Genomic DNA, 26,337 nt, shown 5'->3' with positions numbered 1-26,337 from the left:
TGACTTTCCTCACGGAAAGTCCTCGCACTTTTACTATCTTTGGTTTACTGCGGAAAATCCTCGCGGATTTTCACGCAACGAAACCATAGCCAAAACCATTATGCGTAAGTTGGAAAATCTGAACTTCAAAAGAAAGTGCTGATTGAAACACAGAATGAAAATATTACTCAAACGGAATTAAAACTTAAAAGAATAAAGATCTAAATGGCTAAAATAAAAGCGAATAAGAAAACTCTAATCCGGTGGAAAGTATACATAGACAGAGCACGAATGTATATTGGTTATGTTCAATTTCTAATGATTGGATTTGTTTTTTTGGAAGCTTATAAAGAAACCTCAATCGGAATTTTAATTTTTGAAAATTTAGTATTATCAATTCCAATATTGTTTATGATCTTTATCATATTGTCGTTGCTAATAGGTAGACTTGATACTGTTTTCGGATTGAGAGAAGAAGAATTAAGAAATTCATCGACTTCAAATCCCGTAATGAGAGAAGTTCTAGCTAACATGGAGGAAATAAAAGCTGAATTAAAAGAACTGAAAAAGAAAAATGAAAAATAAAACCTACGCACAACAAAGATGGCTATAAATAATTGCTTGTTCTCGCCTACTTCTGAAAATCCGCAAAGATTTTCAGTTTGGTGAACACTTGCAAAGTTTAACGCTAAACCACGCAACTACTCATACCTGCCGAGGCCGTTGTGCGTCATTATAACACCTAGCGAAACCAGTTCGCAATACGTCTAAAGATATTTTGCTTAACAATCACAATTTCTCCTAATAATTCTTCTGCCATAATAAGTTCAACATGCAACGGAGTATCAAAATCTGTAAGAGAAAATTCCTGCGTTTCAAAACCCAGAAATGAAAAAACTAAAAACCCACTAGTTTCCATAGCTGATTTCGGAACAGTAATCGAAAACTGGCCATCAAAATCGGTCAAAACTACATTAGAACGCCCCTTTAAAACTACATTGACGCCTGGCAATGGCACATCACCATCACTTACAACTCCAGTTATCGTAATAGAATCCTTAGCCAGTTTTCGGGGTAACTCAGCAGATGCCTTCTTGCGCTGAGGTGAAACCGTCGTTGGGAAAGGGGGAGTGGGCTGACTGTAAACAGCTGGAGCCAATAAAAATAATGAAGACACCCCTAAATACATTCCAAGTTTGCTATACCAGCGAGGCGTTTCTCTTGGAAGGGTAACTCCTATTTGTTTTGGTGTAAACCGCCCACAAATCTTACCCTGTTTCGAAATAACACGGGTTAACTCCAAAGGAGAAGAATGTGTAAAATCAATAACATCCCTTTGGCAAGCAGCACAAAACGCACCCTTTTCGGTGGGTGTCATCCTGTACCAACGTTCATGGCAAGGCTTAGGAATCTGTATCTGATACGGCATAATTTCAAATAGTAATACCTTAAATGTAATTAAATTTAAAGAAACACTTTAGGTTTTCATTCATTTTCATCTATTTTAGTACCGTATAAATAGCTTGGTTTAATCCCTCCATTACTATTAGCAATCAAAAGTTTTGTTTGGGTAAACCGAGTTGTGTAGCATTAAAGATCAAACCACAAATGAAAAAAATAATTGGAATTCTAATTTTATCTTTAGTAATGTTTTCATTCACTCAAATAAAAATGGATGGATACATAAGTCTTTTTGACAATTCAAGTAGCGCCAAATACTATAAATATGGGAAAAGCTATTATTTTGAGTTTTTTGATAATGATAAAGAAATTATTGCTGACAAAGAATATTATGTGAAATACAGAAAATATGGGTGGGGCGATGTTGACACGACTTATTACAGAAAAGGAACTAAAAACTATTATCACATTGACAAAAAAACATTAAAAGAATCAATTGTTCTACCTGTAAACCCAAAACTTGGAGACAAATGGACGGAAAATGACGACAGTTGGAGTTATGAAGTAATATCGGAGGAGCAAACGTTTAAAACACCGGCTAAAAAATATAAAAACTGTATGAAAGTTAATTGCAAACAATTAACTAATAAAGACAATGAAAAAAGTAAAGAATATTTCCTCTATTACTCGCCTGAATATGGATATGTCGGAAATGTGGACTCAAACGGAAAAATATTGAGTTATTTAAGTGAAATCAAATTAAATGCAAAAGAAGGAGAAAAAATAGGTACAAAAAAATAACACTAAACAACATTGGTTCCTATAAACCACAAAAACGAATGAAAAACATCAAATTAAATTACGTATTATTACTATTAGCTTTGTGCACTTTATCTTGCGAAGAATCGGAAAATGTAAGTACAGATGAACCAAACAACGAAATTATTGAAGATTATAAACTATTGGCTGTATCCGACCTTGGAGAAGTATTTGAAATCGGAAATAATACCGGAGATTTAGAAAACGTTGGACAAATAAATAAAGAAAATAATAGTAGTTTCTTGCCAACATCCTGTTTAATATCATCAGAGGAGAAAATTTATGCTATTGAGTACGTCTATAATCCATCACCAACTAATAATCTTTTGATATTTGATAGGCAAAATGGGACTACTCAAATAATACCTTTAAAACTACCTTCTACAATAAATGGATATGAAAAAGGAATTATAGCTCTAGCGTGGGACAACAATAATTTGATAGGGGTTTTAGCCGAAAACGTTTTCGTTTATAACTCTACAAAGCACTTAATAAATATTGACCTTCAAAATAATTCCATTATTGAACTTGGTATTACCTTCCATGAAGATAAAATTAGCTCGATGAAAAAAATCAATTCAAAATTGTACATCTCAACTTGGGGAGACGGCTTATTAGAAGTTGACTTAATCAATAATTCAGTAAACAACTTTAGTTCTATTAAAGCTAGTAGAATTGCGATGATAAATAATTCTGAATTAGCAATAATGCAATCAGTTTCTGGCTCTATTGGTGGAGCTAAACCAGGAATAATTGATTTAACAACCCAAAGTGTTTCTGACTATTCAAATGGAGAAACTTTTGGTCTTGCAACGGTTTTTGGTAATACAATCTATAAAGATGAAGTTTACTTAAACATAGTGAGTTCTAATAGTCTGAATTTATATTTAGGTATTTTGAAAACTAATTTTGTAACCAATGAGAATTCTATGGTAGAAATTAACTCTACTACCGTGAACAGGAATTTGATAATTTTAGATACTACTAACTAAAAATTACGGTTAAAAATAATAGCTATAAGTAATTGCTTGTTCTCACCTACTTCTGAAAATCCTCGCGTATTTTGAGTTTAGTGTATACTTGGAGAGTCTACCGCTAAGCCACGCAACTATGAGCCGAGACCGTTAGCAAACGTTTAAATCAACTTTTTATAAAATTAAGAATAATGAAATATAATTACTTTGCTTTATTCCTCTTTATCACTCACATAATGAATGCCCAATTAACTGATGTAATTTTTGGATTGAATGCTCATGGGTTAGCTCTTAATGGAAATGACTTATATATTGCTGATGCTGCTGGGAATAAAATTTCGAAAATTGATATTACAGATTCGCCTCCTTCTTTAATTGATGTAGTCACTGGGTTGAATGTTCCATATGGATTAGCCTTAGATGGTAATGAACTTTACATTGCGGAAAGTGGAGGGAATAAAATTTCCAAAATTAATATTACACATACCTCCCCAACAACAACTGATGTCATTTCAGGCTTAAAGAATCCGACTAGGCTTTTAATTAATAATAATGATTTATTCATTTCCGAATATCAAGGGAACAAAGTTTCAAAAATTGACATTACACATTCATCTCCTTCATTAATTGATGTAGTTACAGGATTAACTTCTCCAGTTGGAATAGCTTTAATTGGAAATGAACTTTACATTGCGGAAAGTGGAGGGGGTAAAATTTCCAAAATTAATATTACACATACCTCCCCAACAACAACTGATGTCATTACGAACCTAAACGCGCCATTTGGCCTAATTCTAAATAACAATATTTTATTCATTACGGAATTTAATGGAGATAACATTTCAAAAATAGACACCACAGACCCTTCACCTTCACCAATTGATGTTGTTACAGGTTTAAATAGGCCATCTGACATATTAATTAGTAATAATGATTTATTTATCTCAGAAAGTTTTGGGAACAAGGTTTCGAAACTTACCAATGGAACTCTTTCTATTGAAGAACGTATATTAAAACATAATGTTCAACTATATCCCAACCCCTCTTCTGAATTTATAATTGTCAAGGGGTTAACTCGAGCTGAAAATTACAAGATTTATAATATTCTAGGAATGGAAGTTCTTAATGGAATTGCTTTTAATGGGGAGAAAATTCAAATTAAACAATTACCTAATGAATTGTATTTTTTGAAATTTAATAATGGTAAATCACTAAGATTTGTAAAAAACTAAAAACGTTTGTTAACAAAGAACGTATATCTTCATTGCTAGTGAAAGTCTACATAAGAATATCTTAGCGGATTTTCTGTTCAATTTTATTTGCTAAATTTAGTGTTTACTAGCATACACTATTGTACTAAATATAACAACCAATTGAAAAATTAAGTGAACCTGCCAGAAATTAAAATCAATAAGAAAACAGGAAAAGAACAGTTTATTAATAATAATATTGCTCAAAACTTTATCCTATCAGACTTTTGGAGCTGGAACCAATCTGACTTGATTGAAAACAGAACTCGTGGAATTTTAGCAGAATTCATAGTAAAAAGAGCTCTCGAAATAAAATCTGACCGAAGAATTGAATGGGACAATTTTGATCTAATTACAAACAAAGGAAAAAAATTAGAAATAAAATCAGCAGCCTATATTCAAAGTTGGGAACAGAAAAAATATTCAGCAATTAAATTTAGTATTTCGCCAACAGTTGGAACAAAAGACAGTCCAAATTATGATGGCATAAAAAGAAGGTGGACAGATTTTTATGTGTTCTGCCTATTAATCCATAAAAATCAAGAAACTATTAATCCTTTGAATTTAAGTCAATGGACTTTTTACGTAATTGAAACAAAGGTTTTAAACGAAAAAGTACCTAAACAAAAAACAATCGGACTAAATGCACTTTTGGAGTTAAAACCAATTAAATGTGGCTATACGGAATTGAAAAATATAATTGAATAAGAAATATCCTGAGCATCAATATAACATCAATAACGGCGGATTCGACTAGACCCAAATCCAATTAGGATTAAAGCCTTAGCTACACCGAAAAAACGCTAATTTTACCCGTAAAAGACAGTTATACTAACCTATTCTACTTTATAGAAAAAACAATAATAAGGGGAAGACTGAAAACCTATTTAGAGTAAGTCAACTAATCGAAACAATATGAATAAATTTTTAGCTCTAGCATTAATTACAATTTCAACATTAACTTCCTTTGGACAGAACTTTGAGGGGAAAATAACCTACTCTAACAGCTATGAAAGTAAAAACTTGCAAATAACCAACCAACAATGGTTATCAATGATGGGAAATAAACAAGAATTTTACATTAAAAATGGTGATTATAAATCTGTTACTAATGGAACATTAATGCAGTGGCAATTGTATGTGAATGCAGATAATAAAATTTACAGTAAAATGTCAAATTCTGAAACTGTATTTTGGAATGATGGATTATCAAATCCAGATTCAATAGTTAATGTTCAGTTAAATAAGAATGTGATTGAAATACTTGGCTATAATTGTGATGAATTGATATTAACTTGTAAAAGCGGAACTCAAAAGTATTATTTCAATTCAGCATTAATGGTTAATGTTAAATTGTTTGAAAACCATTTATTTGGCAATTGGTATGACTTTTTAAAGGAGTCAAAAGCGCTTCCGTTGAAAATTATAATAGATAACTCCCAATTTACAATGGAAAACATTGCTACTGGGGTCGAGAAAATAAAATTAAGCAAAAAGGACTTCCAATTGCCCGAGAATGTAAAAACAGCAAAAAGTCCGTACTAAAATTAAATACGAACATACACGAATAACTCCTATAAGTAATTGCTTTATCTTACCCTACCCAGTTAGTTTGTTAGTAAGTTTGTGGACCAAACTCACAACTTTATTTATATAAACCTTTAACAAAAATTTTAAACTAATTATAAAAATGAAATCGATTTACTTTTTACTTGTATTATATTTTTTAAATGTCAAGTATGTAAGTTCTCAAACACCTAATGTTATAGCAGAAGTAAGTTCTCCATATGCGCTCAGATTAAATAACAATAACCTATATGTTAGTGATTTTTTTGGAGGTAAGATTTTAAAAATAGATATTTCAAATCCTACATCAACGGCAACAACCATTGTTTCGGGGTTATATTATCCCTCAGGTATAGAACTAATCGGTAACGAGTTGTTTATTGCAGAATCAGATGGTAAAATATCAAAAATTGACATTACCGCTCAATCACCTTCTCTTGTAACTATAGTTTCAGGATTACTTAGTCCTGAAGGGTTAGTATTAAATGGTAACGACCTCTACATTGCCGAACCAACTGAAATTGTAAAAATTGATATTACAGAAGATTCGCCTGATGTTGTTAGCGTTGTGGCAGGTTTAAATGACGCTGAAGGATTGGCTCTAAAAGGTAATGATCTATATATTTCAGATAATGGTGGAAGTAAGATTTTTAAAATAGACATTACAGAACCTAATCCAATTTTAAACACTGTAATTCCTTATATAACTTTTCCCACTGGTCTCGCAATTAGTGGTAACGAAATGTATATAGGACAAGATGCAAATTCAATATCAAAAATAGATATAACAGAATCTTCTCCATCAGCAACACCTGTTCTTACTAATATTTTTGCAGCTCAGGGTCTTGCAGTAAAGGATAATAATCTGTTTATAGCAGAGTTTTTAGGTAACAAGGTTTGGGGGTTAAACACTACTACTCTTTCAGTTAATGATATTTTATTTAACGGTGTTGTTCGTTTATATCCAAACCCTTCTTGCGATTATATTTATATATCTAATCTAAATAAAGAGCAAGGTTATACCATAATCAATGGATTAGGACAAGAAATTTTAAAAAACAAAATATCTAATAATGATAAAATTGACGTTAGCAATTTAGTAAATGGATTATACCTTCTAAAATTAGAAAATGGTATTATTCTTCGATTTATAAAGGAATAGTTTAAAAATAACTAATCATGATAGTTATAAGTAATTTTTGATCACCTCTTATATTTCACGTGAACAAAAAAAAACTAAAGTTAAACAAACTATCCAATACAAAATTAGACGAAATACTTAATGAAACTATGCAATAAACAGAATGACAATTAGTTTCTAGAGTGAATAATCAAAAAAGGACAAAGGAATTACCAAGAAAATGATGTAATATCCTAAATTGATATAAAAAAGATTTACGCCATTAATTAATAACCTAAAATTTACCAATTTGGAAATAATAAGTACAACCAGAATTTCGTACGAAATTGAAAAACTTTTAATAGAAGCCAGCGAATATTTAATTTTAGTTACCCCCTATTTAAAACTTAATCAACGATTAAAAGTTAAGCTTAGCGACACTTTAAATCGTGTACCATTTACATACATCGTGTACCGAGAAAACTCACTACAACCAGGAGATTTAGATTGGTTACAATCGTTTAAAAATGTTAGACTTTTTTCCATTAAAAATTTACATTCTAAAATTTATTTAAATGAAAACTTTGGAATAATTGCATCCATGAATCTGTATGAGTATTCACAAATTAACAATCATGAAATTGGAGTCATTTTTGATAATTATCAGGATAACTTACATAAATCCACATTACATGAAATTAGAATGATCTTGGAAACAGAATACGATAATAAATTCCACGGATTTGAAGAAGTCTTTGAAAAAAGTGGATTCTACAAAATGGGAAATCTATTTTTAGAGTTAAAAGAAAATCACTATTGGGGCGTTAGAGGTGGTACTCAAAAGTTATATGAGCACATTTCAAATTTAGCGAGAAGTATTGTCGATTTTAGCGATGATGAGTTATATCAAGATAAAACAGCTATTTTAAGGGATACTGAATTAGGAAAAGAGCGTTATAGCCTACTAAAAACTAAATTAGAAGAACTAGCAGGATAAATCTTAAATATGAGTTCTAAAACAATTAAAAGTGAATTTTACAAGTATCCAAGCCTAGAAGAAGGGAAAATTCAGACCAAATTCATACCGAACTATGACAGTTTTCTGTTTAAAAAAATTAACAGTGTCACCAGTGTTTTAAACGGTGACTTAGAAACCAAAGAAGTACATCGCAGAAACAACCTTCACAATTGGAATCGTGTTTTAACCAATAAACTATTTAAATTACACGAAACCGAGTTATTTTTAAGAGTACATTTTGAAAGAGGAATTCAGGATAATATTATAAAAAGTAATGAAAGGGAATTAGTAGACGGGATCCAATTTCAATATTTTGTTGAAATCTATTACTATTTTTACTTTTCTTCCCTTGATATTTTAGCACATATTTTAAATTGTTTTTATAATTTAAAATTTGAAGATCATCAGGTTAGTTTTAATAAACAATTACTTAATAAGATATTTAATAATGACATTAAAGATCTTCTAATTGAATTTAATTCCAGCATAAAAAAGACAAGAGAATACAGAAACCATTTTACACATAAATTTCCTAAAAACGAAAATGATTTACGCACAAAATTAAGTCATTCTGACGGAAGGAACATGATTCATATTAGCTTGGGAAAGCGTGTAAAACACGAAGCGTTTTTAAAAAACATAGAAGAATCATCTAAATCCCTTAAAATCTTACTCGATGAATTGAAACTGGAATTTGATGAAGACTTAGCTGAATCTTAAGCTTATTCCACTCCCTGAAAAAATTGAATCGCAAAATTACAAAAATCAATTATAATATCTTTATCTAGTTCAAACTCCTTTCGGCTTCCTAAGTAATTTCTTGATGATGGAGAAATTTCCTTTCCCTCTTCAAGTTCTTTAACAGAAATGCATTTAATATGCTTTTTACTAACTAAAATTATAAAAGCGTTACTATAAGGATAATCTTTTGGTAAGTGTTTTGGCAAAAACTCTCCGCTCTTTCTAAATTTAACTTCAATAAAGAATACTTCATTTGTTTTAGGATTCTGAATAACGAAGTCAGGCATACGTCTAATTTCATTAGCAACATCAGATCTAACACCTTTAAGCAACTCCATTATACCTGGAATGGTATTCTCCATACCATAATGAAACACATTATATCCTAATGATAAAAAAAGTTCCTGAATAAGGGTTTCGGCTATTCTTCCCTTAATCATATTATAACGATAATTTTTATCTTTTGCAGATAAACCTACCTCTACAGTTTTATTTTGAGTTTCAGACTCTTCCTCTAAAACTGCCACTTCTACCTCATTTTGTTGGTTATTTTTTTTAAAACATTTAAAACAAAGACCACCATTAAATTTTGTAAAGCCTCCGCAGTTTGTACATTCTGCCATATTGATTAATATTATTGAATAATATTTTTTTTAACAATATATCAAACAATTATATATAAACAGCATGTTTTTTATATTAAACAATTCTTATTTCTTCCTGTTTACTATATTTCACGGTTAACATATTTAAAATCAAATTTTTATTAAAATGACAAAATTGAAATTATTTTAGCTTGACTAAAGAAATTACTTCAGCCATACCTCCTTTGTAGTGACAAACAATAATCTAGAAATCTCTGTTTAACCTCTCGGATCCCCAATCACCTCCAACTTCCGACTCCAAATAATATCCAAACTACAGAAATCGAAATCTGAGGTTACGGTGCCGTAACACGCATACACGCCTATACCGTGGATTGGATATTGGTGTACAACTTTGGTAAAATGTACCGTATCGAAGTAGTGCCCATCCTGGTCGGTGAACGTACAAAAGCGGATGCGTTTGCCCTGTGTTGTTTTATGGAATCGGGTGTTGACCAGCACCCCATAAAGTAACACCTTTTTATTGATGTGCTGTTTTAGCTCTTTGGCTTTTATATGAGGCTGTAAGGTTTCGTTAATCAGGTCGAAATACGAACATAAGGGAAAGCCCAATAGTTCCATTTGGTCGTAGGCATCCTCAATGGTTGAGGTCTGTAAATGTGGTAACGCAAATGTTTTTTGTTGCGGTTTAAACAATTTAGCTTGTGGTGGATAGAACGGGAACCTAAACCATAAATAGCGGAAATAATGATCCAGTCTGCTACTAGATATGAAGTGTTATTAAATTGGGGGTTATCTCAAATTTAGGTATGCTCAGTTTTTTCCGCTGTAGATGGTTCACTATAGTCGTTTTTTGCATTTAATAGTAATTACACAAATTAAAACCTGTATTTATACCCCACACGAATCACTTGTGTTTCATAATAGTCCTGAGATGTGTAATTAAATGTTTCTCCATTCACTTCTTTTTTAATTACCAAGGTATTGAACAAGTCGGTAGCATTAAGAAATACTTCTCCTTTATTGTTCTGAATTGGTTTTTTAATACCAAAATCTATCGAAAAACGAGACTTGATTTTACCTTGAGGAATAATATCTGGAGCCAAATAAACTGAGGTTAACTGCGCTTCAATTTCTTTAGGAAGTTTCGCTAAAACATTCAGTTTGATGTTTCCTGAATATGCTGTTTGCCCTGGTATTGAAATTGTGTCTTCTACTGGATATTTATTAAGGACAGAAAAGGCATCAATTTTATTGTAATAACCGTTCATATTCAGATTAGCTGACCATACCTCGGACAGTTTTTTATCTACAACAACTTCTATTCCAGTATTAAAACTTCTCCCTGCATTGTGCGACACATTATAAATTAAGTTAGAATCATCTACTGTAGTTGCTATTCTTGTAATAGTCCCATCAGTAATTCTATGATATAAAGCTGTATACAAATACCCCTTATCCCATTGGTTTTTATATCCTAGCTCAAATGAATTTGTAAATTGTGGGTTTAGAGCCGGATTTCCTACTTTAATGATTTCGGCATCGTCATACTTTGGAAAAATTCGGATATCTACTTCATCAGGTCTATCTACTCGTCTATTATAGAAAGTAGAAATTCTATTTTTATCATTGATTTTATAACTTATCCTTGCATTTGGGAAGGGTTGAAAATAGTTATATCCATCACTTTGGTATGTATTATGATTTGGGTCTACTTGGTAATCTAAATTCACATATTCTACGCGTAAACCTGCTTCTGCTTCCCAATTTTCGGTTTCAAAAGTGTAGTTGACATAAACCGCAGGAATAATTTCTTTATATTCGGCTTTACCATCTGCACCTGTATCTAATACAGAATTTTCATTTGATGGATTGAATTGCATATCGGTTGGAATCACTCTATTTCTAAACTTAAAACCTGTTTCCAACAAACCTTGCTTTAAAGGTTTAGTGTAATCTAACGCTACATCGACCACTTTTTGGTCTGCTATTAGAAAAAAGGATTCTTCCGTAATAAAAGAAGGGGTTGTATTCGTGAAGAAATATTTTTCATCCTCTCTATCAAAAGTGTAATTGAATGATGCGTTCAATTTATGACCAGGTTGCGAAAATTTATGCTCAAAATTGGCTGAAAACATAGCAGCTGTTAAAACTTCATCTTCTAAAAATTGCCATAACCTTAACTGTTCTGTAATTTCCTGATTATAGAACGGTTGGTCTCCATAATCTTTAATACTTTCTTGACTAAACAGTCCTGATATAGTTAGCGTATTATTGTTGTTTATAAACCAATCTAAGCCTGCTTTAGATGAAAAGAAATTGGTGTTACGGTTACGTTTTAGTTGTTGTTTTATAACCGTACCATCATCGTAATAACGAGTAGTGTACTCGTTTTTATTTAGAGTTTCTGTATACAAATTATCTGCCTGTAAAAAGAAATTTATTTTTTCTTTTCTGTAATTAAGAGCAACAGATGGATTTATTTTAGGCGTCATTTTAAATTGTGGTCTTATCCCTGGAAGATTTTCCTTTCGCTCCCATAAAGCTCCCAAACCTGTTGTTATACCAAGTGTTCCATTGAAACCGTTTTGACTTTCTTTTTTAAGTATGATGTTTATAATACCTGCATTGCCATTAGCATCATATTTTGAAGAGGGGTTGTTTAAAATCTCAATCCTTTCAATAGCAGATGCAGGAATATTATCTAATCCGTTTTGATTGCCAAAACCCGTAATAGCCGTTTGTTTACCATCTATAAGCACTAATACCTTGTCACTACCACGCAATTGCACTTTACCTTCTTGAGTAGTAATACCAGGAAGGTTTTTTAAAGATTGTAATACCGAACCACCATTTTGTGAAATATTAGCGCTAACAGCATACGTTTTTTTATCCATTTTACTATTTACAGCATCTTTTTTTGAAGTAATAACCACTTCATCTAACTGTGATACATCTTCTTCTAAACTTATCGTACCCAAATCTAAATATTCGGAATTTGCACCAACATAAATAGTATATGTATGAGTTTTGTAACCTATAAATGATACTTCCAAATAGTAATTTCCCGAACTCACACTTTCAAGAGTAAACACCCCTTCTTCATTGGTAATTACACCCGCCACAAACTCGTTGGTAGTATTGCTGTTTTTTAATACCACATTCACATAAGCCAAAGGTTCTTTTAAATTAGCATCTATAATTTTTCCTGATAAGTTTGTATTACTGGTCTGTCCCCAAGACCATATAGAACAAAAGCCAAATAACAAGGTAATTGCATTTTTAATTTTCATATTTTTTTAGTGTGATTTATTTTAATCTAACATTTTTCTTTTTTTCATAATTTTCAAAACCAAATAGAGTACGGTTGCTGTTATTGCTGCATAAAACCAAAAACCGTATTCTATAACAAGCTTTTTTTTCTCTACAAGTTCTCCAACAATTTCAAAGATCCAGAACAACAAAAAGATTGCTGCTAGTCCATTTTTTTCTTTTTTAAGTATTTTTTTAAGATTGAAAGGATGGATATTTCTTTGATAATTCTTGAAGTTTGGCATAAAAGCAGGTACATTTTTAGCCCAATCGAGATAAACATTACCAAATTTTTTACGCAAAAAGCTTTCTTCGGCATACATAATACGTTCGTAATAAAACGCATAAAACAACACGAAAGCAATGATAAACCACAAATTCTCTGTTAACATCGCTACTCCTAACCACATAAAAAAGTTCCCTACATAAAGTGGATGCCTTACTAAAGAATACATTCCTGAAGTGTTTAACACATCCGCTATTTGGCCTTGTTTGGTATTTCTGCCTGAGGTGTTTTTTGGCGTATGGCCAACAGTAATGATTCGTATAAACAACCCCAAAAGACAAATAAATAAACATATAATCTCATAAGATTCTTCAAACCAACTTTCTGATCCTTCGATCTCGTAATATTCTGTTTGCATAAATACTCCCAACCCTATTGTTAAAATAATAAGGGGTAAATAACTTCTGTGTTTAAATAAAAAATCACCTTGTGTTTTAAATTCTTCTTGTAGTGCCATAATTCTAAGATTTGTTTTTTAATAATTATTGATTAATCCCGAATAAGCTAATGGCTCTTTTTCTTTTATTATTGACATAGAATGACTCTAAACACAACCAATATCCTGAATCATTTTTTTAGTTTTATAACTTCCCAAAAATTCATTCTGAGAATTTAAAACTTGAAAAAAACATATAAAAAAGAGTAACCTATAATTAGAAATTAGGCTAAAATTCTTTTGCTTTCGGGTCTAATTTTGACCCAAAGAACGTAGTTATTTTAAGAGGAATTATTGAGAAGAAGTACAGACCAATTATCTAGGACTAATTTCTAATTTAACTCTAAAGATTTTTTAAACTCAGAAGGCGTTAAACCTTTGATTTTCTTAAACGTAGCATTAAATGTAGATTTAGAATTAAAGCCCACTTCATTAGCAATCGCCAAGAGTGTGAAATGAGCATATTGGACGTTTTGAACCCTTTCTACAAAGTCTTTAACACGATATTCGTTAACAAAATCCAGAAAGGTTTTATTTAAGTGAAGATTTAAAACTTCTGAAATATATTGACGTGGAATATTCAATTCTTCCGACACTTTATGAATAGACAATTTGGGATCTGTGTAAAGTTTATCCTTTTCCATTGCCTTAATTAAGGCTGTGGAATATTCTTCAATTAAGGATATATTTAGATTAGACGTTTGATATTTTTTCTGCTTTTCCTTAGGAAGAAATTCATTTGGTTTTGTTGTATAACAAAAAGTTATAAAATAAAACAGAAATGCTATTATTACCAAAAGATAACTCGCGTAATCCTTATCATTAGAAATGAGTAAAGGATTAATATTAAACATTAACAAGACTTCGTTAAAATATGATAAGCCTAGTATTAATATAATTGGGAATGTTATATACAACACCCAAAAGTTGCTTTTGTTTTTTATTAAATCAACGAAGACATATATTAAATACCCTAAAAATATTAACTCTATTAAGAGTTCTGGAATTTCGACTATCAAATAATCTTGTGGTAGATTTATCTCAATAACTTCAATAAGAGCATAAAATAAATTAGGTATGAAGAATAATAAATCCTTTTTCTGGAATTTTTCTTTACCAGACTTATAATACTTGAAAAACAAGAATAAAAAGGTAACAAACAACGTTGTGTCAAATAAATACCAATCAGAATTAGCTTGAAATAAATTATCATCATCGTCGCCAATAATGAATAATAAAATTGATACTACACTTAAAGAAAACAGCCAGAACGTTACATTTTTATATTTTGTTCTATTCTTAAATAATATAAATAACAAAAACACTCCCTGAATTAGTGCTATTATTTGAATGGTTTTTAACATAAATAAAGCGCAAGATACTATTTCCATTTCATATTTTGAAGTCTAACAGCATTTAGAATTGCCAATAAGGCGACACCAACATCTGCAAAAACAGCTTCCCACATTGTAGCTAAACCACCTGCTCCCAAAATCAGTACAATTACTTTAGTGCCAAAAGCCAAAATGATATTCTGCCATACAATTTTTCGTGTGGAACTGCCTATTTTAATGGCTCTCAATACTTTTGAAGGTTGGTCGGTTTGAATGATAACATCGGCTGTTTCTATGGCTACATCGCTACCTAAACCGCCCATTGCTATACCTACATCACTTGCTGCCAAAACAGGTGCATCATTTATACCATCACCAATGAAGGCTACTTTATTTTCTGGATTTTTCTTTAATGCTTCAACTTCATTTAATTTATCCTCTGGCAATAAACCTCCCTTAGCTTTTTCTATTTTTAAATCTTTTGCCACTTGTTGAGTTATGGAATCTTTATCACCTGAAAGCATCATTATTTTTTTAATACCTACTTTGTGTAAATCTGTAATTGTTTCTTTAGCATCCTCCTTTAATTCATCTGCTATTACTGCATAACCTGCAAAAACAGTATCAATAGCTACCAAGACAATAGATTCCACGATGGATTCAGTTTCATTAGGTACTTCTATATTATTAGCGTCCATTAACGCTTTATTTCCAACCAAAACTTCTTTACCATTTACCATACCTTTCAATCCTTTACCTGCAACTTCAGAAACCTTATTTGCTTCAAAATTGTTGGTTCCTTTCTGGTATTCCATAATAGCTTTGGCAATGGGATGTGTGGATTGCTCTTCCATTGCCATTAAATAGTTCATAAACTCTTTTTCATCCCAATCAAACGTCTTTATGTTTTTGATTTTGAAAACTCCTTTGGTAACTGTCCCTGTTTTGTCCATTACCAAGGTGTTTATCTTGGTCATAGCATCCAAAAAGGAAGCTCCTTTGAACAGAATGCCATTCTTTGAAGCGGCACCCAATCCACCAAAATAGCCTAAAGGAATAGAGATTACCAACGCACAAGGACAGGATATTACCAAGAAAATCAATGCTCTGTACAACCAATCTCTAAACACATAATCATCAACAAAGAAGTATGGTAGAAATGTAACTCCTATTGCTAAAAACACTACAATTGGTGTATAAATACGTGCAAATTTCCTTATAAACAGTTCAGTTTTGGACTTTCTTGCTGTGGCATTTTGTACCAAATCCAATATTCTTGCAATGGAACTGTCTTCAAACTTGCTGATAACTTCAACTTCAATCACACTTTCCAGATTGATGCTACCTGCATATACTTTTGACTTTTTATTTATTGTGTCAGGTTTACTTTCGCCTGTTAAAGCTGCGGTATTTAAAGACGCTTTTTCGGATAGCAGAATACCATCCAATGGAATTTTTTCACCTACACGGATTTGGATTTTTTCACCTATTTCAACATTTTCAGGTGACACACTTTTATAATCACCATTGCGAAAAACATTGGCTTCTTTAGGCCTTACATCCAATAAGGTCTTAATGTTTCCTTTGGCTCTATTAACTGCTGCATTTTGAAAAAGTTCGCCTACTGCATAAAATAACATCACCGCAACGCCTTCGGGATATTCGCCTATTATGAACGCACCAATAGTTGCTAAAGACATTAAAAAGAACTCTGTAAACACATCGCCTTTTTTGATGCTTTCCCAACCTTCTTTTACAACAGGAAATCCTACAGGCAAATAGGCAATACTATACCAAATAATGCGAATCCAATCCTTAAAAAAGGTAACATCAAAATAATCTAAACCAATTCCAATGATAAGCATTGTAAAACTTATAATGGCAAGAATGTATGCTTTAAGATTGTTGATGCTATTGTGTGAGTGATTATGCCCATCATCTTGACTATGTTCGTTCTTTGAATTAGCTTTTAAGTCCTGTAGATTTATTTTCTTTTTTTTCATTTTTAAGTTGTCTTAAATTCAAAGTTCCATAAAAATAGGATGCAACAGAAGTGCATTTATTACCCACTACACTTATCACAAATACCTTTTACCACCAAGTTTACATTTTCGGAAACAAAACCTTCGGGAACCTTGATTTGAGGTATTTTATGGTCGGTTAAACAAATGGTTTCTTCACAATTATTACAATGAAAATGTAAGTGTAAATCGGTTTTAATATCACAACTGCAACCTTGTTCGCAAAGGGCGTATTTGGTAATACCTGTACCATCGTCTATTTGATGTACAATATCCTTTTCTTCAAAGGTCTTTATTGTTCTGTACAACGTTGTTCTATCTGCTTTTTCAAACGCATTTTCAATATCACTTAATGTTACTGCAACATTCTTTTCCGCAAGAAATTTATAAATAAGCAACCGCATTGCTGTAACGCGAATATCTTTTGACTCTAATAATTGTTCTATTCTTTCCATAATTAATGAGTGTGTTCTGCTTCTCCTTTTTTCATTTCTGCTATAAGGTAATATGCATTATTATATGCAAACTTGGTATTAACGGGTATTTCTTCTGAAAAAGTAACTGCTATCCAATTATCGTTTTTTTCTCCAGTTATTACTTCTACAGGCTTAAAAGCCCAAGTTTTACCTTCTTTTTCTACTGTAAAAACAAAATATCTATCGCCATCTTTTACAATGGCAGTTTCGGGCAATGCTTTTGTTGATGCACTATCGGTTTGTATTCTTCCTTGAATATACATTCCAGGAATGAGATTACCTGATTTATTTTCGATTTCGGCGTGAACGTGTACAGCTTTTGGGTTGTCTTCAAAGGTTTTGCTTACCGAGTAAATTTCAGCCATAAGTTCTGATTCTGGTATGGATTGCACACTAAAAGTTACTTTTTGCCCTTGTTTTACTTTATGTACATCTTTTTCAAACACCATCAAATCTGCGTGAACGTGGTGTGTGTTTACAATCTCGAACAGTTCAGTTTGTGGTTCTACATATTGTCCTGTCTTAACCTCGACTTTTTGCACAAAACCTTCAATGGGGCTTCGTAGCGGAATTTGTTGAGCGATACTCCCATTACGAACTGATGCTGTATTGATATTCAAAATTTTCAGTTGAGCTGCCAAACCATTTACTAATGCCGTTGAACCTTTGTATTCTGCTTCTGCCTTTTGGAAATTAGCACCAGATCCTACTCCTGCATCATATAATTTTTTTTGGCGTTCGAAATTTTTCTTTAAAAGTTCGCTATTGCTATAAGCGTTTAGGTAATCGGTTTGTAGAGCGATGATATTTGGATGTGACAAATAAGCCACCACCTGACCTTTTTCAACTTTATCGCCTTCAATTACTTTTATGGATGTTACATTTGCTCCTATAACAGAAGTAACAGCAGCTTCATTTTGGGGTGGTACTTCCAATGTGCCGTTTGCCTCAACATAGCCACTCATATTGCGTAAGCCCAAGGTGTCTATTTTCATTTTTAAGGCATCAAACTGTGGCTGATTAATCGTTACTTCGCCTTCTTCGTGGTGTTCTTCATTTTCACTGGTTTGTTCTGTTTTATCGTGAGAATGTCCATCATTTTCTGAATGGTCTTTTTTATTGCCACAAGACACCGTAAAAAGTGCTGCAAAAATGACTGCGATGTATTTATATGCTGTTTTTTTCATAATGTTATTGATTGAAATATTGTAATTGAAATGCACTTTCTAAATAATTGATTAAAGCATTTTGAGCTTCCAGTTCTGACTGTACGGCTTCTTTTACCAATTGTGTAAATGTGGTATAATCAATTTCGCCTTCTTTGTACGCCAACAACGCTCCTGATTTCTGGTCTTTGGTTAACGGTAACACTTGTGTTTCGTAAAATGCCCAAGACAGTTTCCATTTTAAATAATTTTCTTTTGCTTGTGCATATTGTGATTGTAATTCTTGTTTTTTGAATAACAAATTACTTTCTGCAATAGCATTGTCAATTTTTGCTGATTTAATCCGGGCTTTGTTTGAACCTGACAGGAATGGAATGGAAATTCCTGCTTGATAGGTATAAAAACCTGAATTACCATTAACTTTTTGTAAACCACCCTGAAGGTTCAATTTCGGTAAATTATCGGCTTTTGCCGCCCTCAATTCTGCTTCGGCGACATTCAATTGATTTTCTGAGACAGTAACCATTGGATGTTCATTTGTTGATAAGCTATCAGTTTCAATCGTTGCAATGTTTTCCAATTCTTCTGATACAGTATAAATTTCGTCTTCAAATAACCAAAGATTTAACTGTTGTATGGCTATGAGGTAATCTCTGTATGCCTGTACTTTTTTATTTTGAATTTGAAACACTTGATTTTTTGCCGCTGAATACTCCAATTTAGAAATGGCTTCCACTTCAAAGTTCAGCGTAACTGCTTGTTCAAAATTACCATAGATGGAATCAAGCTCTTTGTACAACTGAAAGTTTCTCATAGACTGATAACATTTTGCCCACGCTTTTTTCACTTCCAGTTCTACCTCCAATTCAGATAATTGCAATGCTTTTTGAGACAACTCAATGCGTTGTTGTTGCAGTTTTCGTTTTGCTCCGATTCCAAACACATCCATATTTGATTGTCCAACACCAACCGTTGTGTAGATTCCTGTTCCATCTTTGATTTCTTCACCACCTGTAAAGATTTGAGTAGAACCAAAATCGTATGCCGTAGATTTTTTAAGGTTTTCCTGTTTGGTAACTTCCAATTGTTTTTGCTTTAATAGTGGATAGTTCTTTTTAGATAAGGCAACAGCTTCGTTCAACGAAATTTTAGGCAATGTATCCGTGATTTGTTGTGCATTACTTCGAGTTGAAAACACAAACATTAAAACCAGTACTGCGGTTGCACTCACTACTTTTTTGTTCGGCTCCAACCTAAACGATTTATTCTCAACCCAATGATATAAAATAGGCAATACAAATAAAGTGAGTAATGTAGAAGTCAATAATCCACCAATAACTACCGTTGCCAACGGACGCTGTACTTCTGCACCTGCCGAAGCTGAAACAGCCATTGGTAAAAAGCCCAACACATCTGTAAATGCTGTTAGCATAATAGGGCGTATTCTTCGCTTTGTGCCTTCCAAAATCCGTTCTTTTAAATTGGTAACACCTTCTTCTTTCAATTCATTTAAGCCACTTATCATTACCAAGCCGTTTAGTACGGCCACGCCAAACAATACAATAAAACCAACACCTGCCGAAATGCTAAAGGGCATATCTCGTAGCCACAACGCTACTATACCACCAATGGTAGCCATTGGAATAGCAATGTATATCATTAAGGTTTGTGGTACCGATTTTAAAGCAAAGTATATCAGTACGAAAATAAGTAGTAAGGCAATAGGTACTACGGTTTGCAAGCGGGTACTGGCTCGTTCCAAATTTTCAAAAGCACCGCCATAGCGTACAAAATAACCAGAGGGTAATTCTAATTGTGCATCTAATTTGGTTTTAATTTCTTCTACCAATGATTTTACATCACGCCCTCTTACATTTATACCTACATAGGTTCTTCTGTTGGTATTGTCCCTACTTATTTGCATAGGTCCCGCTTTATAAGATATATCAGCTATTTCACGAAGTGGAATTTGTACTCCTGAAGGCAAATTCACAAATAAATTTTGAATATCGGATATGTCTTTTCGGTTTTGCTGTTTTAAACGAACTACCAAATCAAACCGCTTTTCGCCTTCAAAAATAACGCCTGCAATTCCTCCGGCAAATGCCGATTGCACCATTTTGTTAAGTGTGTTGATTTGCAGTCCGTATTGCGCCAACTTATCTCTATTGTAGGTTATGGTCATTTGAGGCAGACCTGTTGTGGCTTCGGCTTTCATATCACCAATACCCTCAGTACCTGCAATTATTTTGGTAATTTCTTCAGCCTTTTGCGATAAGATATCAACATCTTCACCATATAGTTTAATGGCAATATCTTCCCGCACCCCTTCAAGTAACTCATTAAAACGCATTTCTATGGGTTGGGTAAATTCATAATTGACTCCAGGAATCATTTCAACAGCTTCTTTTATTGCTTCAATAAGCTCATCTTTTGTCTCTACCGTGGCCCATTCATTTTTAGGCTTCAGTATAACGAATACATCGGCAATATCCATAGGCATTGGGTCAGTAGGTATTTCGGCTACACCAATACGACTCACTATTTTTTCTACCTCGGGAAATTTCACCTTAACAATCTGTTCTATTTTGGTAGTGGTTTCTATGGTTTCAGACAGTGAACTGCCCGGTTTTAAAATGGCGTGGAATGCTATATCACCTTCATCGAGTTGTGGGATAAACTCACCTCCCATTCGGGTAAACATAAAGATTGCTACGGCAAATAGTGCCACTGAAATCCCAACAATCCATTTTCCTTTTAAAAGGGCTTTTTCCAATAAAGGTTTGTACTTATTTTCAACCCAATACACAAATTTATCCCCATAAGATAATTTGTTGTTCTTTGGCGGTCTCAATATTAAAGCAGACATCATTGGGACATAGGTAAGACACAATACCATAGCTCCCAACATAGCGAAAATGAAGGTCAATGCCATTGGTTTGAACATTTTCCCTTCAATACCTTGTAAGGCTAAAATGGGAAGAAACACAATAAGTATAATCAACTGACCGAAAAAGGCTGCATTCATCATTTTTTTGGAAGCCGATGCTGCAACCTGATCACGCTCTTTGGCTGTAATTTTTTTCTTTTTAAGTACTTGGGAAGCGATAAGAAATACCGTAGACTCCACAATAATCACTGCACCATCTACAATAATACCGAAATCTATAGCTCCTAAACTCATCAGGTTTGCCCATACGTTGAATACATTCATTAAAATAAATGCAAACAGTAACGATAGTGGAATAGTTGAAGCTACAATTAAACCACCTCTCCAATTACCCAACAAGAAAATGAGGACGAAAATAACGATTAAAGCCCCTTCAATAAGGTTTGTAGCAACTGTTGATGTCGTTTCTCCAATTAACTTACTTCTGTCTAAAAGAGGTTCAATAACAACGCCTTCTGGCAGCGACTTTTGTATTTCAACCATTCGCTCTTTAACATTGGCAATCACATCATTTGAATTTGCACCTTTAAGCATCATTACCAAGCCACCGACAACTTCGCCTTCGCCGTCTTGTGTTAATGCTCCGTAGCGAATGGCTGAACCAAATTGAACTGTTGCTATATCGCCAATGGTAATAGGCACATTATTGATGGTTTTAACCGTAGTTTTTTTAATATCGTCTAAACTTCTTGCCAATCCTTCCCCTCGTATAAAATTAGCCTGATGGTTTTTTTCGATATAAGCACCACCCGTATTTTGGTTATTAGCTTCAAGGGCTTCAAATACATCTGTAATGGTTATCTCAATAGATTTAAGCTCGTTAGGGTCTACAGCAACTTCATATTGTTTTATTTTACCGCCAATAGCATTGACCTCGACAACACCAGGAACCATTGCCATTTGGCGTTGTACAATCCAGTCTTGCATTGTACGCACATCTGAAATGGAATATTTATCTTTATATTCTGGTTTTACTTTTAATGTGTATTGGTATATCTCTCCCAAACCTGAGGATATAGGTCCCATTGTAGGTTCGCCAAAACCCGCAGGAATTTGTTCTTTTACTTCGTTGAGTTTTTCAGCAACCAATTGTCTCGGAAGATATGTACCCATATCATCATCAAATACAATGGTGACAACTGACAGACCAAAGCGTGAAATTGAGCGAATTTCTTCCACATTGGGCAAATTGCTCATTGCCACCTCAACAGGATAGGTAACTATTTGCTCAATATCTTCTGTTCCTAAATTTGGGGATTGCGTTATTACCTGAACTTGGTTGTTGGTAATATCCGGAACGGCATCTATGGGTACTTTGGTCATACTCCAGATACCTGCTCCAATAATGGTAAGCGTTAGCAAACCAATAATGAATTTATTATTGATTGAAAAATCAATGATTTTATTAATCATAGTAAGGGTTATAATGAATTTATAAATAGAGATAGGCAACCTATTTCAAAATGGGTTACTTGAATTTATAAGATACCTGCATAACAGGGATTCATTAAACCTGTGGTGGCTGTAAAAGATTAGTATTGAAGTCTTTTTCAAGACCTTCAAAATAATAGAATAATTGTGTTGAAATAATAGTATTAGATAAACTGTAATCTACAACATTAAAATGTGTAACGTGAATATGACAACAATGGCACTGGCAAAATGGTGAGCATAAATCTGCTCCTTGATGTTGATGGTCGTTGTCTAACGATTGAGAGATTTCAGTTTTAACCTCATTATCAGGAATAGCATTATCTTCACAAGGCACTAAATTGAGTGCAAAGATATAAATAGATAATATAAGTGCTAAAACTTTCATTGAGACAAAGATAAAAATATTTTAATGCAATGGTTGTGCAAAACACTTAGTAAAATAATTATCTGTAACACATCTTTTGAAAAATCAAACGACATTTTCAAAACTAAACGCTGCCCCTTGGATCTCCAATCACCTCCAATTTCCGACTCCAAATAATATCCAAACTACAGAAATCGAAATCTGAGGTTACGGTGCCGTAACAAGCATACACGCCAATACCGTGGATTGGGTATTGGTGTACAACTTTGGTAAAATGTACCGTATCGAAGTAGTGCCCGTCCTGATCGGTGAAGGTACAAAAGCGGATGCGTTTGCCCTGTGACGTTTTATGGAATCGGGTATTGACCAGTACGCCGTACAGTAATACCTTTTTATTGATGTACTGTTTTAGCTCTTTGGCTTTTATATGGGGCTGCAAGCTTTCGTTAATCAGGTCGAAGTAGGAACATAAGGGAAAACCCAGCAGTTCCATTTGGTCGTGGGCGTCTTCTATGTTTGAAGTTTTTAAACTAGGTAATACAAACGTTTTTTGTTGCGGTTTAAACAATTTGGCCTGTGGCGTTTTGGCTTTATTGGCATTGCATTTAAAAATGGCTTGCCAGAGCAATTCGGTTTTAGGCTGTCCTGTAAACCTTAGGGCATCAATCCGAATAAGAATGGTTAATTGCTCGATGCTTATCGTAACACGGTCTATCACATCGGCTAAAGAGGTGAATTCGCCATTGAAATTCCGTTCGGTAAGTAGCCGCTTTACCACTAGGCTTTCCAGACTTTTTAGATAGCCTAAGCCTAAATAAATGGTTTTGCCTTTAATGATGTTGTAATGTTCGCTGGTATTGATGCAGGGGGCTTGCACCTCAGCCCCCCACATTGTGGCTTCGTGTATGTAATGTTCGGCGCTGTAAAACCCACCGCCATTATTGAGCACCGCCACCATAAACTCTAAGGGATAGTAACATTTTAAAAACAGGCTTTGGTAACTCTCCACCGCATAGGATGCCGAATGTCCTTTGGCAAAGGCATAGCCCGCGAAGCTTTTAATCTGGTTCCATACCGTCATGGTAAGCTCGTCTGTATAGCCTTTGGCTTTGCAGTTGTTGATGAATTTTTCTTCAACCGCTACAAATTCTGCTCGGGATCGAAACTTACCACTCATGCCACGGCGCAGCACATCGGCTTCGCCCAAGGTTAAATCGGCAAATTGGTTGGCGACTTTTAGCACATCTTCTTGATAGACCATAATACCATAGGTTTCCGGCATAATCTCTAGTAGTTTTGGATTGGCTTGTTTTCGGGTTTCGGGGAAGCGTTGGCGTTTGATGTATTCCTGTTTCATGCCCGAACTGGACACACCTGGACGGATGATGGAACTCGCTGCTACGAGTCCGATATAATCCTGTGTTTGCAGCTTTTGCATGAGGCCACGCATGGCTGGCGATTCCACATAATACGCACCAATGGCACGTCCGCTTTTTAAGAGCGCATTGATATTGGGGTCTTTTTTGAATTGTTCCACTTGGGTGATATCAATGGGCGGTGCTTCGGTACGGTTGTATTGGATGATTTCAATGGCTTCCTTAATTTTTGCTAGTCCGCGTTGCCCAAGGATATCGAATTTAAAGATGCCAGTATCTTCAGCAATAATCATATCGAATTGTACCGTTGGAAAACCTTTCGGAGGTAAATCGGTTGCCGAATAATAATGAATCGGTTCTTGCAAAATGAGAATCCCACAAGAATGCACGCTTAAATGATTGGGAAAGCCCTGAATGAGCTTGCTGTATTTTATTACCAGACTGGACATCTCGTCTAAGGTTTGTGTTTGGTATTTATCGGCTGCCAGCTTATCAATTTCCTCTTTGGGTAAACCGAATACTTTCCCTAGTTCGCGCACCACGGCACGATATTTAAAGGTATTGTAAGTCGCCAATAAAACCACGTTGTTGAAACGTTTGAAAATATACTGTGTGATATCCTCACGGTCTTTCCACGAGAAATCGATATCGAAATCTGGTGGCGATGCTCGAAAGGGATTGATAAAACGCTCGAAATACAAATCGAGTTCGATGGGGTCCACATCGGTAATCCCGATAATATAGGCCACAATGCTATTGGCGCCGCTCCCCCGCCCTACATGAATATATCCTTGGGATTTGGCATAGCTGATGATGTCGTAATTAATGAGAAAATACGACACAAAATCCATAGCCTTTATGGTTTGTAGTTCGGTTTGTAATCGGGTTTTTACTTTTGCGCTAGGCTGGCTGTAACGTTTGGATAGTTTCTCTTTACAGAGTTTTTCCAGATACTCGAAATCTTCCGCTTTGGTGTCTAAGTACGTTTGTTGGTTTTGAGAAATGCGATTGGCTCCAAAAGTGAAATGGATGTGGCATTGCTCCAAAATTTGCTTGGTGTTTTCAATAATAAACGGAAATGCTGCGAACGCTTGTTCTAAGTCCGAAAGCGGTAACATAACATCGTCAGGGTTGCATTCTTCCGTTTTTTGCAATTTGCTCAACAAAGTATTATTATCGATAGCCCTTAGCAAACGGTGAGCATTAAAATCGCGTTTGTTGCGAACGGTGACTTGCTGTTGTACAACCAGTTTATCGGTGTACTGAATGTATTTGGTAAACGGGAGTTTCCTAAGTTCTGCTACCGAAACACCGATAAACTCATGGGATTTGAAATCCGTTTTATCCTGTTCTAAAACCGCTTCAAAGGGATAAATAATGTAAACGTCCTTTAGTTCTGGGGCTTGGTTAGGAATCGTTTGTTTGTTATGGCTGTAGCTTGACGAAAGGGCATTCAACTCCTGAAACCCCGAATTGTTTTTGGCAATCCCCACAAATTGCTGTTTTGCTCCATTTCTAAAATCGATACCAACGATGGGTTTGATATTATAATCTGATGCTTTTCGAATAAAATTTAAACATGCCGATGTGTTATTGATATCGGTTAGCACCAAAGTCTGCACACCTTGCCCTTGGGCAAGTTCTAACAGTTCTGTTTCAGAAAAGGTTCCGAAACGTAGCGAATAGTATGTGTGGCAATTGAGGTACAT

General features: G+C 33.9%; 21 protein-coding genes. 9 read left to right on the top strand and 12 right to left on the bottom strand.

The genetic code is table 11. From position 1 onward, the window contains the following. Window positions 1-204 precede the first annotated feature (204 nt). A complete protein-coding gene (locus ACR9EA_RS05535; protein ID WP_435138561.1) occupies window positions 205-564 on the top strand; it encodes a hypothetical protein in 360 nt (119 codons plus the stop codon). Between the two features lie 157 nt (window positions 565-721). On the opposite strand, the gene ACR9EA_RS05530 is transcribed toward ACR9EA_RS05535, so the two are convergent. Beyond that, on the bottom strand, window positions 722-1,408 hold the full coding sequence (locus tag ACR9EA_RS05530) for a carboxypeptidase-like regulatory domain-containing protein (protein ID WP_435138559.1): 687 nt from the start codon (window positions 1,406-1,408) through the stop codon (window positions 722-724). Between the two features lie 179 nt (window positions 1,409-1,587). Here ACR9EA_RS05530 and ACR9EA_RS05525 point away from each other — a divergent pair, with 179 nt between their 5' ends. The 8 genes from ACR9EA_RS05525 to ACR9EA_RS05490 all read left to right on the top strand — a co-directional run bounded on the left by ACR9EA_RS05525 (window position 1,588) and on the right by ACR9EA_RS05490 (window position 8,847). Further along, window positions 1,588-2,181, top strand: a complete 594-nt coding sequence (locus ACR9EA_RS05525) for a hypothetical protein (RefSeq protein WP_435138557.1) — start codon at window positions 1,588-1,590, stop codon at window positions 2,179-2,181. A 38-nt stretch (window positions 2,182-2,219) separates the two neighbouring features. After that, the gene (locus ACR9EA_RS05520; RefSeq protein WP_435138555.1) at window positions 2,220-3,191 is read left to right on the top strand and encodes a hypothetical protein; all 972 of its coding nucleotides are present in this window, start codon (window positions 2,220-2,222) and stop codon (window positions 3,189-3,191) included. Between the two features lie 173 nt (window positions 3,192-3,364). Further along, window positions 3,365-4,405, top strand: coding sequence for a T9SS type A sorting domain-containing protein (locus tag ACR9EA_RS05515; protein WP_435138553.1), 1,041 nt, complete (start codon window positions 3,365-3,367; stop codon window positions 4,403-4,405). Between the two features lie 153 nt (window positions 4,406-4,558). Then, window positions 4,559-5,131: a hypothetical protein gene (locus tag ACR9EA_RS05510; protein WP_435138551.1), complete on the top strand. Its 573-nt coding sequence runs from the start codon at window positions 4,559-4,561 to the stop codon at window positions 5,129-5,131. Window positions 5,132-5,338: 207 nt separating this feature from the next. Further along, window positions 5,339-5,968: a hypothetical protein gene (locus tag ACR9EA_RS05505; protein WP_435138549.1), complete on the top strand. Its 630-nt coding sequence runs from the start codon at window positions 5,339-5,341 to the stop codon at window positions 5,966-5,968. 145 nt (window positions 5,969-6,113) lie between these two features. Beyond that, window positions 6,114-7,151 carry a T9SS type A sorting domain-containing protein gene (locus ACR9EA_RS05500; RefSeq protein ID WP_435138547.1) on the top strand — a complete coding sequence of 346 codons (1,038 nt, stop codon included), beginning with the start codon at window positions 6,114-6,116 and terminating at the stop codon, window positions 7,149-7,151. A 268-nt stretch (window positions 7,152-7,419) separates the two neighbouring features. After that, window positions 7,420-8,106 carry a phospholipase D family protein gene (locus ACR9EA_RS05495; protein WP_435138545.1) on the top strand — a complete coding sequence of 229 codons (687 nt, stop codon included), beginning with the start codon at window positions 7,420-7,422 and terminating at the stop codon, window positions 8,104-8,106. Between the two features lie 9 nt (window positions 8,107-8,115). Continuing rightward, window positions 8,116-8,847 carry a Cthe_2314 family HEPN domain-containing protein gene (locus tag ACR9EA_RS05490; protein WP_435138543.1) on the top strand — a complete coding sequence of 244 codons (732 nt, stop codon included), beginning with the start codon at window positions 8,116-8,118 and terminating at the stop codon, window positions 8,845-8,847. A gap of 2 nt (window positions 8,848-8,849) precedes the next feature. On the opposite strand, the gene ACR9EA_RS05485 is transcribed toward ACR9EA_RS05490, so the two are convergent. From ACR9EA_RS05485 to ACR9EA_RS05435, 11 genes are all read right to left on the bottom strand, one after another. Further along, window positions 8,850-9,491, bottom strand: coding sequence for a hypothetical protein (locus ACR9EA_RS05485; protein WP_435138541.1), 642 nt, complete (start codon window positions 9,489-9,491; stop codon window positions 8,850-8,852). Window positions 9,492-9,731: 240 nt separating this feature from the next. Beyond that, window positions 9,732-10,169, bottom strand: coding sequence for a hypothetical protein (locus ACR9EA_RS05480; protein WP_435138539.1), 438 nt, complete (start codon window positions 10,167-10,169; stop codon window positions 9,732-9,734). Between the two features lie 182 nt (window positions 10,170-10,351). Continuing rightward, window positions 10,352-12,766: a TonB-dependent receptor domain-containing protein gene (locus tag ACR9EA_RS05475; protein ID WP_435138537.1), complete on the bottom strand. Its 2,415-nt coding sequence runs from the start codon at window positions 12,764-12,766 to the stop codon at window positions 10,352-10,354. 21 nt (window positions 12,767-12,787) lie between these two features. Then, entirely contained in the window at window positions 12,788-13,528 is a 741-nt protein-coding gene (locus tag ACR9EA_RS05470; RefSeq protein WP_435138535.1) for a methyltransferase family protein, read from the bottom strand. A 311-nt stretch (window positions 13,529-13,839) separates the two neighbouring features. Further along, window positions 13,840-14,898, bottom strand: coding sequence for a helix-turn-helix domain-containing protein (locus tag ACR9EA_RS05465; RefSeq protein WP_435138533.1), 1,059 nt, complete (start codon window positions 14,896-14,898; stop codon window positions 13,840-13,842). Then, window positions 14,889-16,844, bottom strand: coding sequence for a heavy metal translocating P-type ATPase (locus ACR9EA_RS05460; RefSeq protein WP_435138531.1), 1,956 nt, complete (start codon window positions 16,842-16,844; stop codon window positions 14,889-14,891). Before ACR9EA_RS05460 ends, ACR9EA_RS05465 begins: the two co-directional genes overlap by 10 nt. Window positions 16,845-16,903: 59 nt before the next feature. Next, complete coding sequence (locus ACR9EA_RS05455) at window positions 16,904-17,317, bottom strand: Fur family transcriptional regulator (protein ID WP_435138529.1); 414 nt, start codon at window positions 17,315-17,317, stop codon at window positions 16,904-16,906. A 2-nt stretch (window positions 17,318-17,319) separates the two neighbouring features. Continuing rightward, window positions 17,320-18,525, bottom strand: coding sequence for an efflux RND transporter periplasmic adaptor subunit (locus tag ACR9EA_RS05450; RefSeq protein WP_435138527.1), 1,206 nt, complete (start codon window positions 18,523-18,525; stop codon window positions 17,320-17,322). A gap of 4 nt (window positions 18,526-18,529) precedes the next feature. Continuing rightward, a complete protein-coding gene (locus ACR9EA_RS05445; protein ID WP_435138525.1) occupies window positions 18,530-22,867 on the bottom strand; it encodes a CusA/CzcA family heavy metal efflux RND transporter in 4,338 nt (1,445 codons plus the stop codon). Window positions 22,868-22,961: 94 nt separating this feature from the next. Further along, on the bottom strand, window positions 22,962-23,273 hold the full coding sequence (locus tag ACR9EA_RS05440; RefSeq protein WP_435138523.1) for a DUF6660 family protein: 312 nt from the start codon (window positions 23,271-23,273) through the stop codon (window positions 22,962-22,964). A 103-nt stretch (window positions 23,274-23,376) separates the two neighbouring features. Next, entirely contained in the window at window positions 23,377-26,337 is a 2,961-nt protein-coding gene (locus ACR9EA_RS05435; RefSeq protein ID WP_435138521.1) for a DNA polymerase III subunit alpha, read from the bottom strand.

The organism is Formosa sp. A9 (genome assembly GCF_051200825.1).
GTDB lineage: Bacteria > Bacteroidota > Bacteroidia > Flavobacteriales > Flavobacteriaceae > Formosa.
This window is presented reverse-complemented; position numbering and strand designations above follow the sequence as displayed.

What these genes read in the sequence shown, in the direction of transcription:
- ACR9EA_RS05435 (WP_435138521.1), bottom strand. Translation starts at nt 26,337, where the DNA reads ATGTACCTCAATTGCCACACATACTATTCGCTACGTTTCGGAACCTTT.
- ACR9EA_RS05505 (WP_435138549.1), top strand. Translation starts at nt 5,339, where the DNA reads ATGAATAAATTTTTAGCTCTAGCATTAATTACAATTTCAACATTAACT.
- ACR9EA_RS05485 (WP_435138541.1), bottom strand. Translation starts at nt 9,491, where the DNA reads ATGGCAGAATGTACAAACTGCGGAGGCTTTACAAAATTTAATGGTGGT.
- ACR9EA_RS05465 (WP_435138533.1), bottom strand. Translation starts at nt 14,898, where the DNA reads ATGGAAATAGTATCTTGCGCTTTATTTATGTTAAAAACCATTCAAATA.
- ACR9EA_RS05525 (WP_435138557.1), top strand. Translation starts at nt 1,588, where the DNA reads ATGAAAAAAATAATTGGAATTCTAATTTTATCTTTAGTAATGTTTTCA.
- ACR9EA_RS05460 (WP_435138531.1), bottom strand. Translation starts at nt 16,844, where the DNA reads ATGAAAAAAAAGAAAATAAATCTACAGGACTTAAAAGCTAATTCAAAG.
- ACR9EA_RS05515 (WP_435138553.1), top strand. Translation starts at nt 3,365, where the DNA reads ATGAAATATAATTACTTTGCTTTATTCCTCTTTATCACTCACATAATG.
- ACR9EA_RS05535 (WP_435138561.1), top strand. Translation starts at nt 205, where the DNA reads ATGGCTAAAATAAAAGCGAATAAGAAAACTCTAATCCGGTGGAAAGTA.
- ACR9EA_RS05455 (WP_435138529.1), bottom strand. Translation starts at nt 17,317, where the DNA reads ATGGAAAGAATAGAACAATTATTAGAGTCAAAAGATATTCGCGTTACA.
- ACR9EA_RS05500 (WP_435138547.1), top strand. Translation starts at nt 6,114, where the DNA reads ATGAAATCGATTTACTTTTTACTTGTATTATATTTTTTAAATGTCAAG.
- ACR9EA_RS05440 (WP_435138523.1), bottom strand. Translation starts at nt 23,273, where the DNA reads ATGAAAGTTTTAGCACTTATATTATCTATTTATATCTTTGCACTCAAT.
- ACR9EA_RS05520 (WP_435138555.1), top strand. Translation starts at nt 2,220, where the DNA reads ATGAAAAACATCAAATTAAATTACGTATTATTACTATTAGCTTTGTGC.
- ACR9EA_RS05530 (WP_435138559.1), bottom strand. Translation starts at nt 1,408, where the DNA reads ATGCCGTATCAGATACAGATTCCTAAGCCTTGCCATGAACGTTGGTAC.
- ACR9EA_RS05445 (WP_435138525.1), bottom strand. Translation starts at nt 22,867, where the DNA reads ATGATTAATAAAATCATTGATTTTTCAATCAATAATAAATTCATTATT.
- ACR9EA_RS05490 (WP_435138543.1), top strand. Translation starts at nt 8,116, where the DNA reads ATGAGTTCTAAAACAATTAAAAGTGAATTTTACAAGTATCCAAGCCTA.
- ACR9EA_RS05475 (WP_435138537.1), bottom strand. Translation starts at nt 12,766, where the DNA reads ATGAAAATTAAAAATGCAATTACCTTGTTATTTGGCTTTTGTTCTATA.
- ACR9EA_RS05450 (WP_435138527.1), bottom strand. Translation starts at nt 18,525, where the DNA reads ATGAAAAAAACAGCATATAAATACATCGCAGTCATTTTTGCAGCACTT.
- ACR9EA_RS05470 (WP_435138535.1), bottom strand. Translation starts at nt 13,528, where the DNA reads ATGGCACTACAAGAAGAATTTAAAACACAAGGTGATTTTTTATTTAAA.